At 65.9% G+C, this 20181-nt stretch carries 17 protein-coding genes, 1 tRNA gene and 1 pseudogene; 9 read left to right on the forward strand and 10 right to left on the reverse strand.

The annotated features are described in order from the left end of the window. Positions 1–15: 15 nt before the first annotated feature. The 4 genes from dctA to BM417_RS47790 all read left to right on the forward strand — a co-directional run bounded on the left by dctA (position 16) and on the right by BM417_RS47790 (position 2706). The gene (gene dctA, locus BM417_RS16465) at positions 16–1293 is read left to right on the forward strand and encodes a C4-dicarboxylate transporter DctA (protein ID WP_281251329.1); all 1278 of its coding nucleotides are present in this window, start codon (positions 16–18) and stop codon (positions 1291–1293) included. Between the two features lie 50 nt (positions 1294–1343). After that, positions 1344–2000, forward strand: a complete 657-nt coding sequence (locus tag BM417_RS16470; protein WP_093594254.1) for an HNH endonuclease family protein — start codon at positions 1344–1346, stop codon at positions 1998–2000. Between the two features lie 21 nt (positions 2001–2021). Further along, on the forward strand, positions 2022–2303 hold the full coding sequence (locus BM417_RS16475) for an NUDIX domain-containing protein (RefSeq protein ID WP_093594257.1): 282 nt from the start codon (positions 2022–2024) through the stop codon (positions 2301–2303). Between the two features lie 235 nt (positions 2304–2538). Beyond that, a complete protein-coding gene (locus BM417_RS47790; protein WP_177320464.1) occupies positions 2539–2706 on the forward strand; it encodes a hypothetical protein in 168 nt (55 codons plus the stop codon). Positions 2707–2912: 206 nt separating this feature from the next. Here the strand turns inward: BM417_RS47790 and BM417_RS16480 are convergent, their stop codons facing one another. From BM417_RS16480 to BM417_RS16485, 3 genes are all read right to left on the reverse strand, one after another. Next, positions 2913–3686 carry a Ppx/GppA phosphatase family protein gene (locus tag BM417_RS16480; protein ID WP_093594260.1) on the reverse strand — a complete coding sequence of 258 codons (774 nt, stop codon included), beginning with the start codon at positions 3684–3686 and terminating at the stop codon, positions 2913–2915. Positions 3687–3808: 122 nt separating this feature from the next. Continuing rightward, positions 3809–4852, reverse strand: a complete 1044-nt coding sequence (locus tag BM417_RS46815; protein WP_143138671.1) for a hypothetical protein — start codon at positions 4850–4852, stop codon at positions 3809–3811. After that, positions 4849–6948, reverse strand: coding sequence for an AAA family ATPase (locus BM417_RS16485; protein ID WP_093594263.1), 2100 nt, complete (start codon positions 6946–6948; stop codon positions 4849–4851). The genes BM417_RS46815 and BM417_RS16485 overlap by 4 nt, the downstream gene beginning before the upstream one ends. An 846-nt stretch (positions 6949–7794) precedes the next feature. On the opposite strand from BM417_RS16485, the pseudogene BM417_RS16495 reads away from it, so the two are divergent. Beyond that, a pseudogene (locus BM417_RS16495) lies at positions 7795–8973 on the forward strand (IS3 family transposase). A gap of 84 nt (positions 8974–9057) precedes the next feature. Here BM417_RS16495 and BM417_RS16500 read toward each other — a convergent pair. Together BM417_RS16500 and BM417_RS16505 are read right to left on the reverse strand one after the other, a co-directional pair. After that, the gene (locus BM417_RS16500) at positions 9058–9537 is read right to left on the reverse strand and encodes a helix-turn-helix domain-containing protein (protein WP_093594269.1); all 480 of its coding nucleotides are present in this window, start codon (positions 9535–9537) and stop codon (positions 9058–9060) included. 239 nt (positions 9538–9776) lie between these two features. Then, positions 9777–9850, reverse strand: a tRNA-Thr gene (locus BM417_RS16505). A gap of 112 nt (positions 9851–9962) precedes the next feature. On the opposite strand from BM417_RS16505, the gene BM417_RS16510 reads away from it, so the two are divergent. The 4 genes from BM417_RS16510 (at position 9963) to BM417_RS16525 (ending at position 13238) form a co-directional block, all read left to right on the forward strand. Next, positions 9963–11309, forward strand: coding sequence for a hypothetical protein (locus tag BM417_RS16510; RefSeq protein WP_093594272.1), 1347 nt, complete (start codon positions 9963–9965; stop codon positions 11307–11309). Between the two features lie 314 nt (positions 11310–11623). After that, positions 11624–11782, forward strand: a complete 159-nt coding sequence (locus BM417_RS16515; RefSeq protein ID WP_218164490.1) for a 5-deoxy-glucuronate isomerase — start codon at positions 11624–11626, stop codon at positions 11780–11782. Then, the gene (locus BM417_RS16520) at positions 11779–12504 is read left to right on the forward strand and encodes an SDR family oxidoreductase (protein WP_093594275.1); all 726 of its coding nucleotides are present in this window, start codon (positions 11779–11781) and stop codon (positions 12502–12504) included. Before BM417_RS16515 ends, BM417_RS16520 begins: the two co-directional genes overlap by 4 nt. Then, positions 12501–13238, forward strand: a complete 738-nt coding sequence (locus BM417_RS16525) for an IclR family transcriptional regulator (protein WP_093594278.1) — start codon at positions 12501–12503, stop codon at positions 13236–13238. Before BM417_RS16520 ends, BM417_RS16525 begins: the two co-directional genes overlap by 4 nt. On the opposite strand, the gene BM417_RS16530 is transcribed toward BM417_RS16525, so the two are convergent. The 5 genes from BM417_RS16530 to topA all read right to left on the reverse strand — a co-directional run bounded on the left by BM417_RS16530 (position 13215) and on the right by topA (position 20163). After that, the gene (locus tag BM417_RS16530; protein WP_143138672.1) at positions 13215–13616 is read right to left on the reverse strand and encodes a hypothetical protein; all 402 of its coding nucleotides are present in this window, start codon (positions 13614–13616) and stop codon (positions 13215–13217) included. The genes BM417_RS16525 and BM417_RS16530 overlap by 24 nt on opposite strands. 4 nt (positions 13617–13620) lie before the next feature. After that, a complete protein-coding gene (locus tag BM417_RS16535; RefSeq protein ID WP_093594284.1) occupies positions 13621–14817 on the reverse strand; it encodes a DNA polymerase III subunit delta' in 1197 nt (398 codons plus the stop codon). A gap of 23 nt (positions 14818–14840) precedes the next feature. Next, positions 14841–16877 carry a bifunctional MFS transporter/dTMP kinase gene (locus tag BM417_RS16540; RefSeq protein ID WP_093594287.1) on the reverse strand — a complete coding sequence of 679 codons (2037 nt, stop codon included), beginning with the start codon at positions 16875–16877 and terminating at the stop codon, positions 14841–14843. A gap of 72 nt (positions 16878–16949) precedes the next feature. Further along, a complete protein-coding gene (locus BM417_RS16545) occupies positions 16950–17384 on the reverse strand; it encodes a hypothetical protein (protein ID WP_143138673.1) in 435 nt (144 codons plus the stop codon). 13 nt (positions 17385–17397) lie between these two features. Further along, positions 17398–20163 (reverse strand): type I DNA topoisomerase, encoded by a 2766-nt coding sequence (gene topA, locus BM417_RS16550; protein ID WP_093594293.1) that lies wholly within the window; start codon positions 20161–20163, stop codon positions 17398–17400. Positions 20164–20181 lie beyond the last annotated feature (18 nt).

Consider the following 20181-nt stretch of genomic DNA (forward strand, 5'->3'; position numbering starts at 1 on the left):
TTTAGCTTCCGTCAGGTGAAAAGTCGGTCGCTCTTCCTTCAGCTCCTCGTGGCCGTGGTCGCCGGCGTGCTGGTCGGTCACTTCTTCCGGTCGTTCGGCGCCGACCTGAAGCCGATCGGTGACGGCTTCATCAAGCTGATCAAGATGGTGATCGCGCCACTGATCTTCTGCGTGGTGGCGACGGGCATCGCGAAGGTCGGAGACCTGCGCGCGGTCGGCCGGATCGGCCTGAAAGCGCTGATCTACTTCGAGGTCGTGTCGACCGCCGCACTCGCGTTCGGCCTGCTGGTCGGCAACGTCGTGCGACCGGGCGACGGCATGAACGTCGATCCGTCCACATTGGACGCCTCCGCCGTCGAGGCGAAGACGCAGGGCGGCCACCTCCCCGGCGTCGTCCAGTTCCTGCTCGACCTCATCCCTTCCAGTGTGGTGGACGCGCTGGCGCGCAACGCGTTGCTTCAGGTGCTGCTGTTCGCGGTGCTGTTCGGCTGCGCGCTGGCCCAGCTCGGCGAGCGCGGCAAACCCGTGGTGGACCTGCTGGAGCGCGTCAACCTGGCGTTCTTCGCGGTGCTGGGCTACATCATGAAACTGGCGCCGCTCGGAGCGTTCGGCGCGATGGCGTTCCTGGTCGGCCAGTACGGGCTGGGGTCGCTGCGCACGTACCTGTGGCTGATCCTGGCGTCCTACGGCGCGGCCCTGCTGTTCTGCGCGCTGCTCGGCGTGATCGCGTGGGTGTTCGCGCGGGTCAACCTCCTCCACTTCCTGCGCTACACCAAGGAGGAGTTCCTGCTGGCGCTCGGCACAGCGTCGTCGGAAGCCGTGCTGCCGCGGATGATGGCGAAGCTGCAACGCGCGGGCTGCGCCCCCACGTCCGTCGGCCTGGTGCTGCCGACCGGGTACTCGTTCAACCTCGACGGCGCCTCGATCTACCTGTCGCTGGCGACGCTGTTCCTGGCGCAGGCGCTGAACATCCCGCTCGACCTGGGCGACCAGCTGACGATCGTGCTGGTGCTCGTGCTGACGTCCAAGGGCATGGCGGGCGTGCCGGGATCGGCGTTCCTGGCCCTGTCCGCCACCGTCGCCGCGGTCGGCTCGATCCCCGCCGCGGCAGTGGCGTTGCTGCTCGGCGCTGACCGGATCATGGACTCCATGCGGGTCTTCACGAACCTGCTGGGCAACTGCGTGGCGACGTTCGTGGTGTCCCGCTGGGAGGGCATGCTCGACGTCGAACAGATGCGGTCGACGCTCGGTTCGCGCGAGCCTGAACTCGTGGAGGCCGAACACCGCCCGTGATTACGCCGTTGGGCGGCCATCAAGCCCGTCAAGGCGGGTATGCCGTACCCATGCGGTGGCTATTGCTGATCATCCTGCTGACCGGCTGTTCCGCGCTCCCCTTGTCGTCCCCCGGTCCGCAGGTGGACCGGGTACCGACCGGCACCCTCGACGCCGCCACCGCGCGCACGTCACTCGCCGCCCTGCCCGTCGCCGTACCGGGCCGGATGGACGGCTACGTGCGCGACTGCTCGGACGGCAAGGCGTGCGTGTTCGGCCAGCCCTGGTTCGACACCGACGGCGACGGCTGCGACCAGCGCAGCCAGGTCCTGGCCCGCGACCTGACCGAGGTCGAACGCAAACCGGGCCGTTGCGGCGTCCAGTCGGGCAACCTCGACGACCCGTACACGGGCACGCGGATCAGCGGTACCTCGAAGATCCAGATCGACCACGTGGTGCCGCTGGCGGAGATGTGGCGCAGCGGCGCTTCGGCGTGGACTCCGGAGCAACGGCTGGCCGCGGCCAACGACCTGCGCAACCTCGTGGCGGTCTCGGGGAAGGTCAACCAGTCGAAGAGCGACAAGACGCCGGACGAATGGATGCCGCCCAACACCGGGTACACGTGTTCGTACGGGCGGATCTATGTGACGGTGAAGGCCGCCTACGGGCTGAGCGTGGCGGCGGCGGAACGTTCGGCACTGGAGAGCGCACTCACCACCTGCGGTTGAGCCGAGCTGTGAGGACGCCAGATGAGCCAGCCCGAACACCCGGTCTCGATCAAGGGAGTGGTGGTCCGCGACGGCAGGGTGCTGTTGCTGAAGAACGAGCGCGACGAGTGGGAACTGCCCGGTGGTCGCATCGAGGCCGGCGAGACGCCCGAGCAGTGCCTCACCCGTGAGATCACCGAGGAGACCCGGTGGAAGGTGAGCACCGGGCCGATCCTCGACTCGTGGATGTACATGCCTGACGGCTACAAGCGCTCGGTCGCGAACTGGTTCGCCTACCTGCGCGGGACACAAGCCTCGACATAAAGAAAGACCCAGGTCAGAAAGCCTGACCTGGGTCTTATCTCACCGAGCCGCCTATCGGAATCGAACCGATGACCTGCTCATTACGAGCCAGCCGGAAGACGGGGTGGACGGTGATGAGCCGTGCTAGTCCTGACTATTCTCGCAGCTCAGCAAGGACCTGCCGTGTCAGGCGGTGCCGATGTCTGACGCAGCTGCTCCGCACGTCCGTGACAACGCAGTGACAGCAACTGCGCGCTTGAAGGTCCAGTCGGAGCCCGGCCGGTCACCAGCCGCGACAGACGCCGACCGGCTGGAAGCCATGGAACGCCGGGCGCTGCGCGCCATCCAGTGGATCGTCTGTAGCGGCGTGCTGCTGCTGACGATCGGTGCAGGCACCTTGTCCTGGGCACACCTGACGAAGTGATCCTGCAGGTGCTCCGCGAGACGGACTGGCACGTACCAATGGCACTGACAGAGCTCGAAGCCCGCGGCGTGCAGGCTGATCGGTCGTACGTGTACGAGATTAAGAGAGACCAACGTCCGTAGGAAAGCTGGGCCAGTACCTTCCGAGGCGAGGTGGCGTTCGAACCATGGAGTCGCCACCTCGCCCCGTCAGCTATGCACCAAAACCTAGCCGACAGGCATGGCTTCAGCGAGCGCTACTCCACGTTTCTCTGCATCCCGAACGAGCGCCGCCAGCCCTTCGCTGACAGAGGCGTCTGTGCCCACCACTGTGTCCACATTCAAGACGTTGGCGAAGACCGCCGCAGTCAGCATGGCTTTGTCTGCGCCATACATGAATCCAGGGTTTTGCGGAAATACTTCATCAAAGTCATCCGACGGCAGCGACGAGCAGTAACGCCACGCCCGTGACAGCGATTCACTGTCCCACTTCGCCGACACATCTAGCAGGCTCGCAAGCCTCCGCATGAAGGTTCCCATGATGTTCGAACCGACAATCAAGCTCGACACATTCGGCAGGTGTGACTCACGCAGCGTCTTGTCCAATGATGCGGCTGCAACCTCGTATTTCGCCTCATCCGATCCTTGCTTCAGATCAAATTTCTCTTCAATCGCGTACGTCCCAAAGGGCCAAGATTCGATCTTGCAATCCTTCGCCGACGGACCGTGCACCAACTGGACCGAGCCACCCCCGATGTCCAAGAGCGCTGCATCCGCAGCCGCCTGAGGCTCAGCCCATCGCAAGAGCAGTCCCTCTTGAACAGCACTCAGCCACACGTGATCGTCGGCCAACCGCTCGATAAACGGGATCAGCTCCCCCACCCACTCGTGATCACGCAGCAGACTCCCTGCGGTTACGACCACGACATCCGCGTGCTGACGTGCGTCATCAATGAGCTTGGCTAGCGCGGATTGCAAGCCCGCGAAGTCACCTGCCTTCACCAAAGGGCCAGTCTCTTCCGACGACCGCCACAGATGTTCATGAGCCGCCGAGTGCTCACTCCAAGCACTAGCCTTAAACCTTGCTCGACCCAGGTCAATTACACTCACACGATCCGTGACCACTAACGTCGCCCTTCCCGTTCTGTCAGGGGCCATTTGTCTTCATGAACGACCTTGGGGATGCCGAAGTCGCTCCATTCGCGTTTGATCAGGCCGTCGGCGCTTCGCCCCTGCGACTGCCATACAAGCTTGACGATCTCGCAGGTGTACGAATCCGGACGATCGACGCTGACCGATGGCAACAGCCACAGCTCGTCAGCCAAACGCGTGAGAAGTGCCCAACTCGTAATTGGACATGCCAGGGGTCCATCCACTCGGCGATCGACTACAGCTGAACGGATGTCGCCATACTCCACGGCGAGCTGAGGCACGAGCGGAACCCTATGCCCCTTATACGCTGTTGGTCTTAGCCAGTCCATGTACTTTGCATCGAGCGGATCATGTAGTATGTAGGCGATTTTGGGCAGAGCAAGCAACCCGCATCGCAGGTCCTCCAGGATCTCCAAGATCCGCTGCTGATCAGACGTGAGATTGCCTATTAGTTCCGCGAAGGTGCCACGAAACACATGGCTCGCCGCAGACGCGACTCCCTGAAGGGAAGCAATCGACACAAATCGCACTGGCGCGGTGCTGCGATTCTCCGCTTCACAGATATACAGAAAATAGGCCAGTTCAAGCAGAGCGCCTTCAGCCAAGTTCGCGGCTGCGTCTCTAGCGGTCGGCGCAACATCAGTGAAAATCCACAGCTCGTCACAGCGCCCCAGGACTGCTAGATCATCGAGCAGGACGTCGAGTTTCGAGCCATGAGCGTCGACGGAGTCTTTATATCCTATGATACTCTCGGGGTTCGCGGGGACGCGGTGACCTTTCAACACATACTGCCGCATCAGCGACGTAAGACCGAAGTGATCACCGTCAAAGCCGGTGTACACGATACCCGTGTGAAGACTGTTAATATGCGACGCGACGTCAGGCATTCGAACAAAGGCATCTGCGTCAACCGGAGGACGCGAGACTAGGTAGTCACGCACCAACGCGGCATTCAGCAAATCAAGCCAGCGCTCACGCCGACGTATGGATCTCATTGATTTTGTCGCGTTGATCATCTCCGCCTCCGACCTTCCCTTTCGCCCTGCTCCTTCCTGACCTGATCTTTTAGTGCATCGAGAACCTGGTTGAGTGCTGCTTCAGTGAGCGCCTCGGATCCGTGCGACGACTCGATGTTGACACATGTCTTTACTAGCTCCTTCAGATATCCGCGAGTAAAGTCGAGTGCCGACGCTGCAACACCAACGCGGTTAAACAGGTCTCTAACCTCGTCGGATGCTTTGTAGCTATCAAACAAGGATTCAAGCACACCAACACGCTCTTCGCGCGTAGGTACTTTCACGGTGAAGATTTTGTCAATTCGCCCCGGACGACTTGCGGCGGGATCGATCCGATCGGGGTGGTTTGTAGCGAAAACAAATACGACGCGCGCAAGATCCCTGAGTTTGTGGATCCGAGGCAACATCGAAGTGGTTAGGAACCTACCCGATTTCTCGCCGGTATCTCTATCTTCGAACATTTCCTCGATCTCGTCAAACAACACAACGGTGTCGGATAACTCGAACAGCAGACCAAACAACCGTTCTGCTTCTGACTCAATCTGCGCCGTTCCTTGACGAAGGAACGAGGCCTGGTCAATCACGAGCAAGGGCCACCCAAGGTCGTGCGCAACCTTCTTAACGATCGTGGTCTTGCCCGTTCCTGGTGGCCCTCCAAGAATGAACGACATTACCGCAAGGTCTCGCCGCTTCTTCTCACTGATTGGAATAATCACATGATCAGTCAGCTCATCTCGGACCGACTCGGGCAGCACGACTAGCTCGAGTCCTGGATCATGAGTAAAGGGCTCTACACCCAACTGTCGCGCACAGTGCGTGGCAGCTAGATTGTCCACAATATCGTGGTACAAGCGCAGGAAAGTCAGTCCACCGCACGCCGCGAAAGCCTGCCTCCTAAAGGGCGAGGTTGCGGCTTGATGCCCCCATCCCCGCGCGCCGCCGCGTCGCCGGGCGATGTTATTTATAACTGGATCCAACGCCGCGACCTGAAGCGCGTTAAGCTCGCCAACCAAAGCGTGCAGCAGAACTGCCCCGATCTCGGCAGACGATAGAACCAGACTGTATCCACTTTTTGTCGTCAGGGCGGCAGACTTAGGAGCGAAGGAGCCATCTGGCAACACAAAGTGCTCAATAAGAAGATCGAACGAGTGCTCAATCAACGCCCTCGTCAGATCGTCTTTTCTGCCATACTGATTACTTACAAGCGACACAACTGCTAACGTGCACGCCAAGTCGGTCGCGTCATAGAGACTACTGACACCAGAGTGAAGCGCGGCCACGATCCTTGAAAGGTGATCAATGTTGGCATCGACACCGAACTCAATCGCCTCACGAAGCTCGCTCTTGAAGTGATCAATCAGCTTCTCGTCCTGAGCTCCGGACGGCAGAGCCTTCACGAGCTCTTGCCAATCCAGAATACTCCGGAAACACCAGTAAGTCAGGTACGCGTTTGGTGACCTCCATAACGCGCGGGTATTTCGAGAAGGATCGATATCAAAGATCGCACCACGGCCGTCGATGAGCCAACGGGCGATTCTCGTTGCCACAACACAACCCAGTGTGACGTCCGAGTCGTCAACAAGCGTGTTCAGACGAGACCGTCTCGCCGCCGCGAATCCGCTGAGATGGATCGGGGTGTTGTAAGCGTTCGGCAGCTTAGCCGCATCCTTTGACTCAGGGCGCGTAGCCGCTACTTCGTCCCCGTCAGCAGTTGAGTGTTCGTACTGAAATCGGAAGTCCTCGATTATTGTCTGAAGCACATCACGGGTTTTAGTCCCGGCAAAGCGGCGAAATTCAGGCTCTGGCCCGGGCCGCCGATCGGCCGAGTATCGGATGCGACCTATCGGCGCAAGGTGCGCCGCTACGAATGCTGAGCAGGTAAACTGGTCAGTGGGGTCTGCCGGGTCAAAGTCGACTTCGGACGCGATGCTGGCGATAACGGTCCGCTGCCTGTGATCGTTTCCGATATCGCGCACGTAGCCAGCGATACACGCGGCCGCTTCGTCGAAATACACGTCGCGCGCCATTGCTCGCCGTTCTCGAAAGAACGGCAGTTCCGCAGAGGCAAGCTGCGACTCATAGCCTCGGTCTGTCATAGCCACACCTCACGAGTCGCTTCAGACTTTTTCATGAACCCGTCTCCGCAGAGACCGTGCAACCAGGCCGACAGTTGGGACAACAGTCAGCCGACCGGGCTGAGCTGCGGGGCATGGCAGCGACACGAAACTCGGAGCGCGTGACGCGGCGTGGGTGCAGCGCGACGTAACGCGGCACGCACCGGGTGTAAGGAGCGTCACCTTGCTCGCCATGACGGGATGATGACGGCTGAAGCTCCCAGGCACAACTACCGCAGGCGTCGACGTGCCGATGCGAGTTTGTCCACCGGGCTAGCACGCTGATGCGGACGTCTGGCCGGGCTTTGACGCTCGGCTCTCGCCGAGCGGGCGTAGGGCTGAGACGCGAACCTCTCCCCTGTCGGCCCAGCAGCGACGGAGGTCCGTCAGCCGACCATCCGCCTATGTGCGGCGCTGTTATGCCCTGTTGCAAGACGCGACGTCTAGGCGGCTGAGCCCTCTCAAAGGGTGCCAGCGCCACTCGCAAAGAAATAGATCGCGGCCGTCGTGAAGTGGCGATGTCCGTTGCTCTCCGCGATCACGCCTTACAGCTCCAGCGCACCTTCCACGCCGCGGAGCAGCTCATCTCCGAGTGGGATGCGGAAGGTTGGCAGCTTCTTGACGAGCCACTCCTGCTCGAACGCGACCCCACTGCGGAGCTCGATCAGTGCGAGGCAGGCCGCCAGGATCGCCCGCGTCGACGCGCATGGGGTCGAATAAGGCCGTGACCTCGCCGTCGACCACCTCCAGTGGATGGAGGTGAAGTGAGCGTGGTTGGGTCTGCTGCACCGTTAGGTGACATCTGAGTTGGCTTGCTGTGATGGTGAGCTGGGAGGATGCCACTGTGCCCAAGCCGTACCCCAGGAGTTCCGCGACGATGTCGTGCGAGTCGCCCGTGACCGCGAGCCCGGTGTGACGGTCGAGCAGATCGCCAAGGACTTCGGGGGCCACCCGATGACCTTGTTCAAGTGGCTGCGCCATGCCGACGCCAACGAGGGCGGCAAACCCGGTGTGAGCCGTGGTGACTCGGCTGAGCTGCACGAGGCGCGTAAGCGGATCAAGTTGCTGGAGCAGGAGAACGAGGTCCTGCGCCGTGCGACGGCGTATCTGTCGCAGGCGAACCTGCCGGGAAGAGGCTCTACCCGCTCGTGAACGAGCTCGCCGCCGGCGGGATTCCGGTGGCGGTGACGTGCCGGGTACTTGGCATCGCTCGACAGCCGTACTACCGGGGGCGTGCCCGGCCGGTCACCAACGCAGAGTTCGATCAGACATATCGGGCGAACGCGTTGTTCGACGCACACCGTGACGATCCGGAGTTCGGCTACCGGTTCCTGGCCGATGAGGCCCGCGACGCCGGCGTGTCGATGGCGGATCGGACCGCGTGGCGGATCTGCTCGTCCATGGGCTGGTGGAGCGCGTTCGGCAGGAAACGCGGCCGCAACGGGAAGAAGGCCGGTCCGCCGATCCATGACGACCTGGTCCGCCGTGGCTTCTCCGCCACGGCGCCGAACCTGCTGTGGCTGGCCGATATCACCGAACATCGCACCACAGAAGGAAAGTTGTATCTGCGCGGTCAAGGACGCCTGCTCCAACCGGATCGTCGGCTACTCCATCGACTCCCGGATGAAGTCCCGCCTCGCCGTCACCGCGCTCACCAGCGCCATCGCCCGCCGCAATAACGTCGCCGGCTGCGTGGTGCACACCGACCGCGGATCGCAATTTCGATCAAGGAACTTCGGCCGCACGCTCGCGCGCAACGGCCTGACCGGCTCGATGGGCAGGGTGGGCGCGGCGGGTGACAACGCCTCGATGGAAAGCTTCTTCGCGTTGCTGCAGAACAATGTTCTCGACCGGCGTTCCTGGTCTACCCGTGCCGAGCTGCGCATCGCGATCGTCACCTGGATCGAACGCACCTACCACCGCCGCAGACGCCAAACCGCCCTCGGCCGATTGACCCCCATCGAATACGAAGCAATCATGACCACGCCAGCCAGTCAGGCTGCGTGACTACAACTGTCACCTACTCGTGCAGCAGACCCCTAGCGCCGCGCGTCCGCCATGGCCGCGGCGACGTGCTGGCGGGCATCGGGATCAAGGGGCTGGCAGCGCTGACGAGAGAATGCTGAACTTCAGCAGCGAACGTCGGCTGAACGGGCTCATCGCATCCTCTCCAGCAGCCGCTGCAAGCACGTCAGGAAGGACAGGACTTCCTTTCCCTGCATAGGCTCTTGGATCGACAGGCTGCAGTACCTGCCTCCCGTCCAACAGTACGGGAATCATCACCGCACCCTGAGTGGCCTGGGAGACCTCTGGCGACACGACTTCGCCCTCGACCACCACTGCGTCGGCGTCGGCTCGGCGCACAAGCAACGCATCGAGCTGCTCGAGCGACACCTGCAGACAGCGCGCGAGGCTTGGGCCGAATCCACGCTTGAGGGCCTTAACGAAGTCGCCGGTGTCCCACCGGCGCACGGTGCGCACATCGATGTTGAGCAGCTCGGCCAGGGCCTCCTGGGAGAAGCCCATTGTTTGCCGCCGTTTGGCGAACGGACTGAGCTCCTCGTCCATCATCGCCCCTTCTCCTCACGCCGCGCTGCCATTTGCCCAGGTCATCACCCCGGCGCCCGGTCCATGTCCGGAAACCGCCGATCCACACTCCCTGTGTTTGGCCCGTTACGACCGGTTGGTGAGACTACGACCACACCCGGTCGAACGGCAACGGCGGCAGGAGGGCACGTGATCAGGCAAAAGACGGGGGCCAAAAAAACCTGCGGGCCTCCCAAGAGGGGAGGCCCGCAGGTATCTCACCGAGCCGCCTATCGGAATCGAACCGATGACCTGCTCATTACGAGTGAGCTGCTCTGGCCGACTGAGCTAAGGCGGCGAGACGCGATAACTATAACCGACCCGCAAGCGCGTTACTCACGGGGGTCGGCTTCGTTGTACGGACCGTGACTGACGTCACCACCTCCCCACCGTCGAGGAGTGAGTGGTTCATGCGCCGTTCGTTGTCCGTGCCGCTGGCCGGGTTGCTGCTCGCGCTGGTCGCGGCTCCCGCGCTCGCGCAGCCTCCGACCACTCCGGTGCCGGGGCCGCGCGATCCGAACCAGCCGCCGGCGTCGGCGCCCAACGGCCCGCAGCCGCTCGCGCATGCCGTGGGGGATGCCGGGACCGGGCTGAGCGTAGTCCGGCTCGGGCCGCAGGGGGTGCCGACGAACACCATCCTGCCCGGGCTGGGTGAGCAGTTGCCGAAGCAGTCGGTGACCGAGTTCGGGCTGGGGCTCGCGAGCGCGCAGGTCAACACCGAGGCGTTCCTGAGCACCGAGCGGGTGGTGACGCAGGCCAATCCGTTCGGGTTCGCGGTGGCGGGGCGGTCGCCGCAGTCGCCGGGGACGCTGGTGCAGACGGCGATTCCGGACAACCCGCAGCCGACGAACGGTGGGCTGCCGATTCCGGAGACGCCGCTCGCGAAGCTCAAGCTGCTCAACGGCAGCGTGCACGCGCGGTGGGACGAGAAGGTCGGGCCGTGCGTCAGTCCGCTGGCCACCGCCAAGACGTCGCTGGCGGGGCTCGAAGTCCTGAGCGCGTTGCCGGCCGAGGTGCCGTTGCCGGTGAAGACCAGCCTGATCAGCATCCCGGACGCGTTCGAGGCGAGTTCGGTGGTCAAGCTCGTCGACCTGCCGGGCAGCAAGAACAAGGCCGTCGAGTCGACGTCGACGATGCGCGCGGTCAGCGTGGAGCTCGCGGGTGGCATCAAGATCGACGTCGCGACCCCGCCGACGCTCACGGCCACGGCGACCGGGGACGAGAAGACCTCGACGATCACGTACACCGCGCCGGTGCTGAAGGTCAGCCAGAACGGCAAGGAGCTCGGCACGCTGGACGCCGCGCACCCCACCCTCGACATCCCGTTGCTGCTGGACCTGGTCGTGATCAAGCTCCAGATCGCCGGGCTCAACGAGAAGAAGGCGAGCTTCACCGGCAACGGGTTCAGCGGGTTCCAGCTCGGGGCCACCGCGCGGATGCTCGACGTGCAGGTGCTGCCGACGGACAAGCTGAAGCTGCCGAACCTGCCGACGGCGCTCGCGCAGATCTCGCTGGGCGAGCAGATCGTGCGGGCCGCGGCGCCGCAGGGTGGCGTGATCTGCGGGACCTCGCAGCCGCCGCAGACGAACGTGCCGCAGCAGCCCGGCGCGCCGGCGGCGCCGCCCAAGGGGGCACCGCCGCTGGCCTACACCAACGCCGCGTACAACTCGATCCCGCTGTTCTGGACCGGCACGGCACTGCTGCTCGCCGGAGTGGTGATCTTCGCCGCGCTGCCCGCCCGGCGCAGGTCGAGCTAGGGCACCATCCAGCCGAGCTGCTGCTGGCGATGACGCACATCGCCGGCAGCAGCACCAGACTTCAGCCGAAGACCTTGCGGGTCTGGTCTCCCTCACGGCCGACCAGACCTGCGGCGGCCATGCCGATGGCGAGGTTCTGCTGGTACACCAGGGCCGCCTTTCCCATGCCTGAACGCGTCTCCGGCGACATGGAGGCGGTGGGCTTGTTCCGTCCCACGGAACGTAGTTCTATGTCGGGCGGACACCGTGTCACTCCGCCGCCCTCACCGGAAGGCACCTACCGATGCAGATCAGGCGCTCGACCATTCGGCGCAGTGCACCTGTGCGGTGAACCGCAGAACACGCGGAACATCGTGGTGCGCAACGAAGAAGCCGTCATCTCTCCGTCGTGGTCCGTCCACAGTGGAGCGGGAACGCACTCGTACACGTTCGTCTGGGCCATGGACCCGGTCGCCGTGACGGAGCTGCGGTGAACTTCTCCCTCGAAGGCAGGACGGCGCTGGTCACCGGCGCCCGCACGGGCATCGGCCAGGCCATCGCACGCGGCCTGCACGACGCGGGCGCCCAGCTGATCCTCGTCGGTCGCGGCGACCTCTCCGGCGTGGCTCCGTCGCTGGCCACGGTCTCCGTCGACCTGGCCGAACCGGAGTCCGTCGAACCCGCGCTGGCACCGGTCCTGGCCGAGCACCGCGTCGACGTCCTCGTGAACAACGCCGGCACCATCCACCGCGGCGCCGCCGTGGACGTCTCGCTGCCGGACTGGCAGCGGATCATGGCGGTCAACCTCGACTCCGCGTTCGAGATCTCGAAGCTCTGCGGCCGTCAGATGATCGCCAACGGCGGCGGCAAGGTCGTGAACATCGCGTCCCTGCTGTCCTTTCAGGGCGGAATCCTCGTCTCCGCCTACACCGCCTCCAAGCACGCCCTGGTCGGCATGACCAAGCTGCTCGCGAACGAGTGGGCGGCGTCGAACGTGCAGGTCAACGCCATCGCCCCGGGCTACATCGAGACGAACAACACGGCACCCCTGCGCGCGGATCCCAGCCGCGAGCCCGCGATCCGTGACCGGATCCCGGCAGGCCGCTGGGGCACACCGGAAGATCTGGTGGGCCCGGCGGTGTTCCTGTCGTCCAGCGCGTCCGATTATGTGACCGGACACGTACTGGTCGTGGATGGAGGCTGGCTGGCGAGATGACCGATACCGCCGTCGAAAAAACGCTCGCCGTGCTGGAGGCCCTGGCCGACCACTCGCGCATCACGGACATCGCGCGGGTGACCGGCCTGCCGAAGTCGACGGTCCACCGCCTCCTTCAGGCGATGGTGGACCGCGGCTTCGCGACCATCAGTTCGGACGGCTACCTGGCCGGGCCGCGAATCCTCGCCCTGGCGGGCAAGGTCCTCCGCCCGATCGACACGGTGGAGCGGGCACGGCCGTCGTTGCGCGCGTTGCAGGAGTCGACGGGCTGCACCGTGCACCTGGCCGTGCTGTTCGGCGACGAGCTGGTCTACGTGGACAAGATCGAGGCCGACAAGCCGTACCGCATGGCGTCCCGCCTGGGCATGTCGCTCCCGGCCCACGGCACGGCCATCGGCAAGGCGGTGCTGGCCTCGCTCTCCACGTCCGAACTGGACGCCTACCTCTCCCGCACCGGCCTGCCGGGCCGCACACCGCGCACGATCACCTCGTCTCCCCGCCTGAAGTCGCAGCTGACGCGGGTGCGCCGCTCGCGGTTCGCGTTGGACGACGAGGAGAACGAGGTGGGCGTCCGCTGTGTGGGCGCCGCGATCCGGGACCACGCGGGCACGGTGATCGGCGGGCTTTCGGCTTCCACGCTGGCGATGGAGCACTCGTTGCCGGAGCTGATCGCGCTCGGGCCGCGGGTGCTGCGGGCGGCGGACGAGGTGTCAGCCGCGCTGGGGTGGCTCTGAGACCAGGTCAGGTACGAGGTCGAGCAACCGGGCGATGTCGTGGAACCCACGCGGGCACGCCGTCACCACGGCCTCGTGCCCACCGGCGGTCCGCGCGTACTCCAGCAGGAAGGCCGGGTCGATCTGGTCCGGGTAGTAGATCTGCGCCTCCACGACCACGCCGGTGTCGCTCTCGCAGCGGTAGTGCGGGTCGTGCCAGTGGATCCACCACGTCCGGCCACCGACCTCGACCTCCTCCAGGAGGTCGTCGTCCAGGTCGGGGTTCGGCAGCGCGCCGACGAGCATCCGTGCCATCGCGCGGAACTCGGCGATCAGCCGGGTGAGCTCCGGCCGGAGCCTGGCGGCCGTCTCCTCGGTGACCGTCACTCGGAAAGCCAAGACCTCACCCCCGGTGCAGCGTCGTCACCATCGCCTCGATGGCGATCCGCGGCTTCACGTTGACCTCGATGGCCTCCCGGCACGCCAGCACGGCCTCCAGCCGCCGCAGGATCGACTCGCTCGACCACTGGGCGGCGGCGGTCCGCGAGTCTCCCGACCGGTCCGGGTGCATCAGCGCGGCCTCGGACCCGGTCTTGACGACCAGCGCGTCCCGGTAGAACCCGGCCAGGTCGACCAGGGCCATGTCCAGGGAGTCGCGCTGCGTCCGGGTGGCTCGGGACTTCTGCCGCTTCTCCAGGTCCTTCAACGCACCCTTGGCCCCACGGGAAGCAGCAGCGGTGCCCTTGCCGGTGCCGCCGGCGCCCATGGCGGTCTCCAACGCCTCCCGCTCGGTCTCGTTGCGAGACTCGTTGGCGGTGGACGCGTCGTCCTCGGCGGCCTTGATCAGCTCGTCGGCACAGGTGAAGACGTCGGCAGGTTTCCGCAACGCCAACGGGATCCGCAGCACGGCCTCACGCCGGGAACGCGACTGCTCGTCAGCGGCCAGCCGCCGGGCCCTGGCCACGTTCCCGCCGCAGATCGAGGCCGCCCACTGCGCCATCTCCAGCGAGATCCCGTCCACGGCCTCCAAGGCCGAGGCGATGGCGGCGGGCCGAGGCGACCCCAGGGACACCAGCCGGCACCGGGAGCGAATGGTCACCGACACGTCGTCCGGGTGATCGGAAGGCGCGCACAGCAAGAACACCGTCCGCTCCGGCGGTTCTTCGACAGCCTTCAGCAGAGCGTTGGCCGCACCCTCGGTGAGCCGGTCAGCGTCCTCGATGATCACCACCTGCCACCGCCCGGAAGTGGGCCGGCGAGCGGAGATCTGCACCAGCGACCGCATCTCGGCGACGGAGATCGACAGTCCCTCTGGCGCCACGACACGAACGTCGGCGTGCGTGCCGTGCAACGTGGTGCGGCAACCGGAACACTCACCGCATCCAGGCCGGTCGTCCGTCACCAGGCACTGCAGCGCGCCGGCGAAGGCACGCGCGGCGGAGGTGGGGCCGGACCCCGGAGGGCCGGTGAAGAGCCAGGCGTGGGTCATCACGCCGGGCGCGGGGGTGCCGCCCGCGACGATCGTGGCCGCGGCCTCCGCGGACGCCGCCAGGGTCGCCACCGCGTCAGGCTGACCGACCACCTCGTCCCACACGCTCATGGGTGCAGTCTTCCAGCGGGCGGTCAGACCGCGGCTTCGGGGACCACGCGCCTGCGACCGGCCATCAGCGGCACGACGGCGGAACGGACTCGGTCGGCCACCTCGTCGACGTCGCCCTCGGCCTCGACCACCACGTAGCGGTCCGGGTCGGCGGCGGCCATCTCGCTGAGCAGCCTCTGCACGCGCCAGTGGTGTTCCGGGCCGATGCCCTTGCCGTCGGTGACCGGGCGGTCGAGCAGGATGGTCAGGTCCGGGCGCAACCGGCCGGTGGCCCAGTCGACCAGGCCCTCGAGCTCCTGGTGTTCCAGCGAGCTCGTGGCGCTGAAGTGTGCGAGCGGCGAGTCGACGTAGCGTTCCATCACCACCACGGAGCCGCTGTCCAGCGCGGGGCGCACCTGCCGTTCGACGACGTCCGCACGGACGGCGGCGGCTACGAGGGCTTGGGCGCGCACGCCGGCCAGTTCGGCGGACGACAGCATCGTGCGCAGGCGGCGTTCGTCATGTTCGGGGTCCGCGGCCAGGAGCACTTCGAGGCCTTCCGCGCGCAACGCGGCGGCCAGGCGGCGGGCCTGCACCGACGTGTCCTCGCGGGTGTCGCCCTCGACGGCGATCAGCATGCCCTTGGTGGGACGGCGGCCGCGGATCGCCGCGAACAGCGACGACAGCACCGGTTCCTCACGACGGTCGTCCATCTGCCGGTACGCGACGAGGCCCAGGACGATCGCGATCGCGGCGCCGCCGAGCATCACCGGGCGGGTCGCGTCGACCTCCATCGGGTGCCCGAACACGCTGACCTGACGCTTCTGGAGCAACGCGACCAGCAGCGGCGCACCGGCCGACGCACCGAACAGCACGACCTTCAGCAACGACTGGATCAGCGCGACCGTGCGGCCGCGCATGTCGTCGGCGACCTGCGAGCCGACGATCGTGAGGCCCGTCAGGAACGCCACGCCCGCGCACGCGCCGACCAGCGCCACCGTGAGCAGTGCGATCCACAGGTGCGGAGCCAGCGCGACCAGCACCAGCGAGATGCCGGCGAGGACGATCGTGACGCCGAACAGGCGGTTGTAGGTGAGGCGCTGGGCCAGCCTGGGCGCGGTCGCCATGCCCGCCGCGAGCCCGATGAACACGGCCACGAACAGCAGGCCGAACGTCGAGGCGCCGCCCAGCAGCGACTGCGCGTAGAGCTTCGCCGTCGCGATCACGACACCGGCCGCGGCGAACGCGCCGATCATGCCGATGACCAGACCGCGGACCAGCGGCGTCGCGGCGGCGAACTTCAGGCCCTCGCGGAACATCGCGACGAAGCCGGGCTTGTCCTCGTCGTCCTTCTTGCGGGTCGAGGAGACGCGGCCGGAGAGCTCCGGCAGGCGGGTCGCGACCAGGATCGCCGAGGTGAAGTAGAGCAGGCCGTTGATCACCACCGCGATCGTCGCGATGTTGAACTCGAGGTTCCCGCCCTGCAGGTTCAGGTACGCGGGAATGCCCGCGATCAGCGAGTACAGGCCGAAACCGCTGATCGTGGAGATGCCGTAGGTCATCACCAGGCCGAGCTGGTTCGCCGACTCCACCTGGTCGGGGCGGCGCAGCAGGTTCGGGACCGCCGACTCCTTGGCGGGGATCCACAGCATCGCGCAGCAGCCGACCAGGAAGTTCGCCACGAAGAGCCAGATCGGGGAACCGATCAGCGCGATCGAGATGAACAGCGACCCGCGCAGGATGTCGCAGACCACCATCACCTTGCGGCGGTCGAACTTGTCCGCGAGCACGCCACCGATGGGCGCGAACAGGATGCCCGGCAGCAGCTGGGTCAGCACGACCAGCGACAGCGCGAACGACTGCCACTGGTAGCTCTTCATCATCTCGGAGACCAGACCGGTCAACGCGAGCAGTGACAGCCAGTCACCAACGCTGCACAGGTAGGTGACGAGCCACAGCCGCCGGAACGGCCTGATGGCGAGAACTGACCGAAGCCGGTGGACCGTGGACACGCTGGACTGGGCCTGCCCTGCCTGGCCTGCCTCGGTCACCGGTGTGTCCGCGTCCTGAATTTCAGTCACCCCTAAATCGCCACTCCCGTGCGGTCAGCGTAACCGGATGTGGTGAGTCAGCATGCCGGACTCACAACACGGCTAGCTGAAGATCGCTCCGAGAATGCTGACCAGGACCAGGACGAAGAACCCGATGACGACCAGGCAGCCGATGAACGCGGCAACGCCGCTCGTCTGCTTCGCGGGTTGCTGTTGCTGCTGTTGTTGTTGCGGGGCAGACATTTGGTACGTCGGCGCGAACTGCTGGACCGCGTACTGATGCGCCTGGTGCTGCACGGGCGCTCGCTGTGCCCGGCCGCGCGGCCGCCGTTGTTCCTGCTGCATCTGCGACCAGACGGCCTGCCGCGCTTCCTCGGTCGGCTCAGGAGGTGTCGGCACCACCACACGTGAGCTGAACGACGTCCATTGAGGAGCGACAAAACTGTCAGCTGTCACCAGGCCCGCGAGCGGGTCGGGGTACAGCCGGGGAGGCGGCGGGGCCTGAGTCCCGTCCGGACCGAACTCGTTGATCGGCACCGCCACCCCCTGCTCAGCTCTTGGTCTTGGCCGGAGCCTTCTTGGCCGCGGGCTTCTTCGCCGCCGCCGGCTTCTTGGCCGGAGCCTTCTTCTTGACCGGCCCCTTCGCGCGCTTCTCGGCCAGCAACTCGGCCGCGCGCTCGTCGGTGATCGACTCGACGCTGTCGGTCTTGCGCAGCGACGCGTTCGCCTCACCGTCGGTGACGTACGGGCCGAACCGGCCCTCCTTGATCACCATCGGCTTGCCGGACACCGGGTCGTTGCCCATCTCGCGCAACGGCGGAGCGGCGGCGGCGCGGCCGCGCTTCTTCGGCTCGGAGTAGATCTTCAGCGCCTCTTCGAGCGTGACGGTGAAGATCTGGGCCTCGTCGACCAGCGACCGCGAGTCCGTGCCCTTCTTCAGGTACGGGCCGTAGCGACCGTTCTGCGCGGTGATCTCGGCGCCCGTCTCCGGGTCCTTGCCGACCACGCGCGGCAGCGAGAGCAGCTTGAGCGCGTCCTCGATCGTGACGGTGTCCAGCGACATCGACTTGAACAGCGAGCCGGTGCGCGGCTTCGGCGCCTTCTTCGGGGCCGTGCCGTTCTCGGACGGCTCGGGCAGGACCTCGGTCACGTACGGGCCGAAGCGGCCTTCCTTGGCCACGATCTCGTTGCCCGAGACCGGGTCGGTGCCAAGCGAACGGCCCTCCTGCGGCGTCGAGAACAGCTTCTCGGCGATCTCGTTGCTCAGCTCGTCCGGCGCCAGGTCGTCCGGCAGGTTCGCGCGCTGCGCGGTGCCGTCGACGTCGCGTTCCAGGTACGGCCCGAAGCGGCCGACGCGCACGACGACCGTGCGGCCCTCAGCGTCGCTGAACAGCGGGATCGAGTTGACCTCGCGCGGGTCGATGTCCTCGACACCCGTGCCGACCAGCTTCTTCAGGCCGCCGGAACGGCCGATCGAGCCGTCCGGTCCGACGCTGCCGCCGAAGTAGAACCCGGACAGCCACGTCGTGCGCTGCTGCCGGCCGGCGGCGATGCCGTCCAGCTCGTCCTCGAGCGCGGCGGTGAAGTCGTAGTCGACGAGCCGGCCGAAGTGGCCCTCCAGCAACCCGACCACGGCGAACGCCACCCAGGACGGGACCAGCGCGGCACCCTTCTTCCACACGTAGCCGCGGTCCTGGATGGTGCTGATGATCGACGAGTAGGTGGAGGGACGGCCGATGCCGAGCTCCTCCATCGTCTTGATCAGCGACGGCTCGGTGTAGCGCGAGGGCGGCGAGGTGGTGTGACCGTCCGCGGACAGCTCCGCGATCGTCAGGTCCTGGTCCTTCACCAGCAGCGGCAGGCGCGACTCCGCGTCGTCCGACTCGCCACCGGCCTCGGCGTCGACGGTCTCGACGTAGGCCTTGAGGAAGCCGGCGAACGTGATCGTGCGGCCGGACGCGGCGAACGTGACCTCCTGGCCCGTGCCCGCACGGCCCTGGATGCGGATGCTGGTCGTGTTGCCCCGCGCGTCGGCCATCTGGGAGGCGATCGTGCGCTGCCAGATCATCTCGTAGAGCTTGAACTCGTCCGAGTCGAGCTCGGCGGCGACCTGACCGGGCGTGCGGAAGACCTCTCCGGCCGGCCTGATCGCCTCGTGGGCCTCCTGCGCGTTCTTGACCTTGCGCGTGTACTGGCGAGGCTGCGGAGAGACGTACTGCGCGCCGTAGAGGTCCGTGGCCTGCGTGCGGGCCGCGTTGATCGCGGTCTCCGACAGCGTCGTGCTGTCGGTACGCATGTAGGTGATGTAGCCGTTCTCGTACAGCTTCTGCGCCGTGCGCATCGTGCGGTCGGCGGAGAACCGCAGCTTGCGGCCCGCCTCCTGCTGCAACGTCGAGGTCATGAACGGCGCGTACGGCTTGCGCGTGTACGGCTTCTCCTCGACGGAGGCGACCTTGACCGGCGCGTTCTGCAGCCCGGCCGCGATGGCACGGGCCTGAGCCTCGTCCAGCACGACGACGTCGGCCTTGCCGGTGAGCTTGCCGTCCGAACCGAAGTCACGGCCCGTGGCGAGACGAGTGCCGTCGACGGCGACGAGACGCGCGCCGAACTGACGCGGCGTGGCGTCGGCACCGGCGTCCATCTGCGCGGAGATGTCCCAGTAGCTCGCTGAGACGAACTTCATCCGCTCGCGTTCGCGTTCCACGACCAAACGCGTCGCCACGGACTGCACGCGGCCTGCCGAGAGCTTCGGCATGACCTTCTTCCACAGCACCGGGCTGACCTCGTAGCCGTAGAGACGGTCGAGGATGCGGCGGGTCTCCTGCGCGTCGACCAGGTCCTGGTCGAGGTCACGAGGGTTCGCCGCGGCGGCCTGGATCGCGGACTCGGTGATCTCGTGGAACACCATCCGGCGGACCGGCACCTTGGGCTTGAGCGTCTCCAGCAGGTGCCACGCGATGGCTTCACCCTCGCGGTCACCGTCTGTCGCGAGGTAGAGCTCGTCGACGTCCTTCAACGCTTCCTTGAGCTCGGTGACCAGCGACTTCTTGTCCGCGGAGACCACGTAGAGGGGCTCGAAGTCGTGGTCGACGTCCACGCCGAGCCTGGCCCACGCCTGGCCCTTGAACTTCACGGGAACGTCGGCGGCACCGCGCGGCAGGTCCCGGATGTGTCCCCTGGAGGACTCCACGACGAAGTTGCTGCCGAGGTAGGACGCGATCTTGCGCGCCTTGGTGGGCGACTCGACGATCACAAGCCGTCGGATGTTGCCGCCCTCTCCTCCGCTGCTCTTTTTCGTCCGTGTCGATCCAGCCACTCGCCGTCCCGCTCTCTT

This window comes from Lentzea waywayandensis (assembly GCF_900115955.1).
GTDB classification, from domain to species: Bacteria; Actinomycetota; Actinomycetes; order Mycobacteriales; family Pseudonocardiaceae; genus Lentzea; species Lentzea waywayandensis.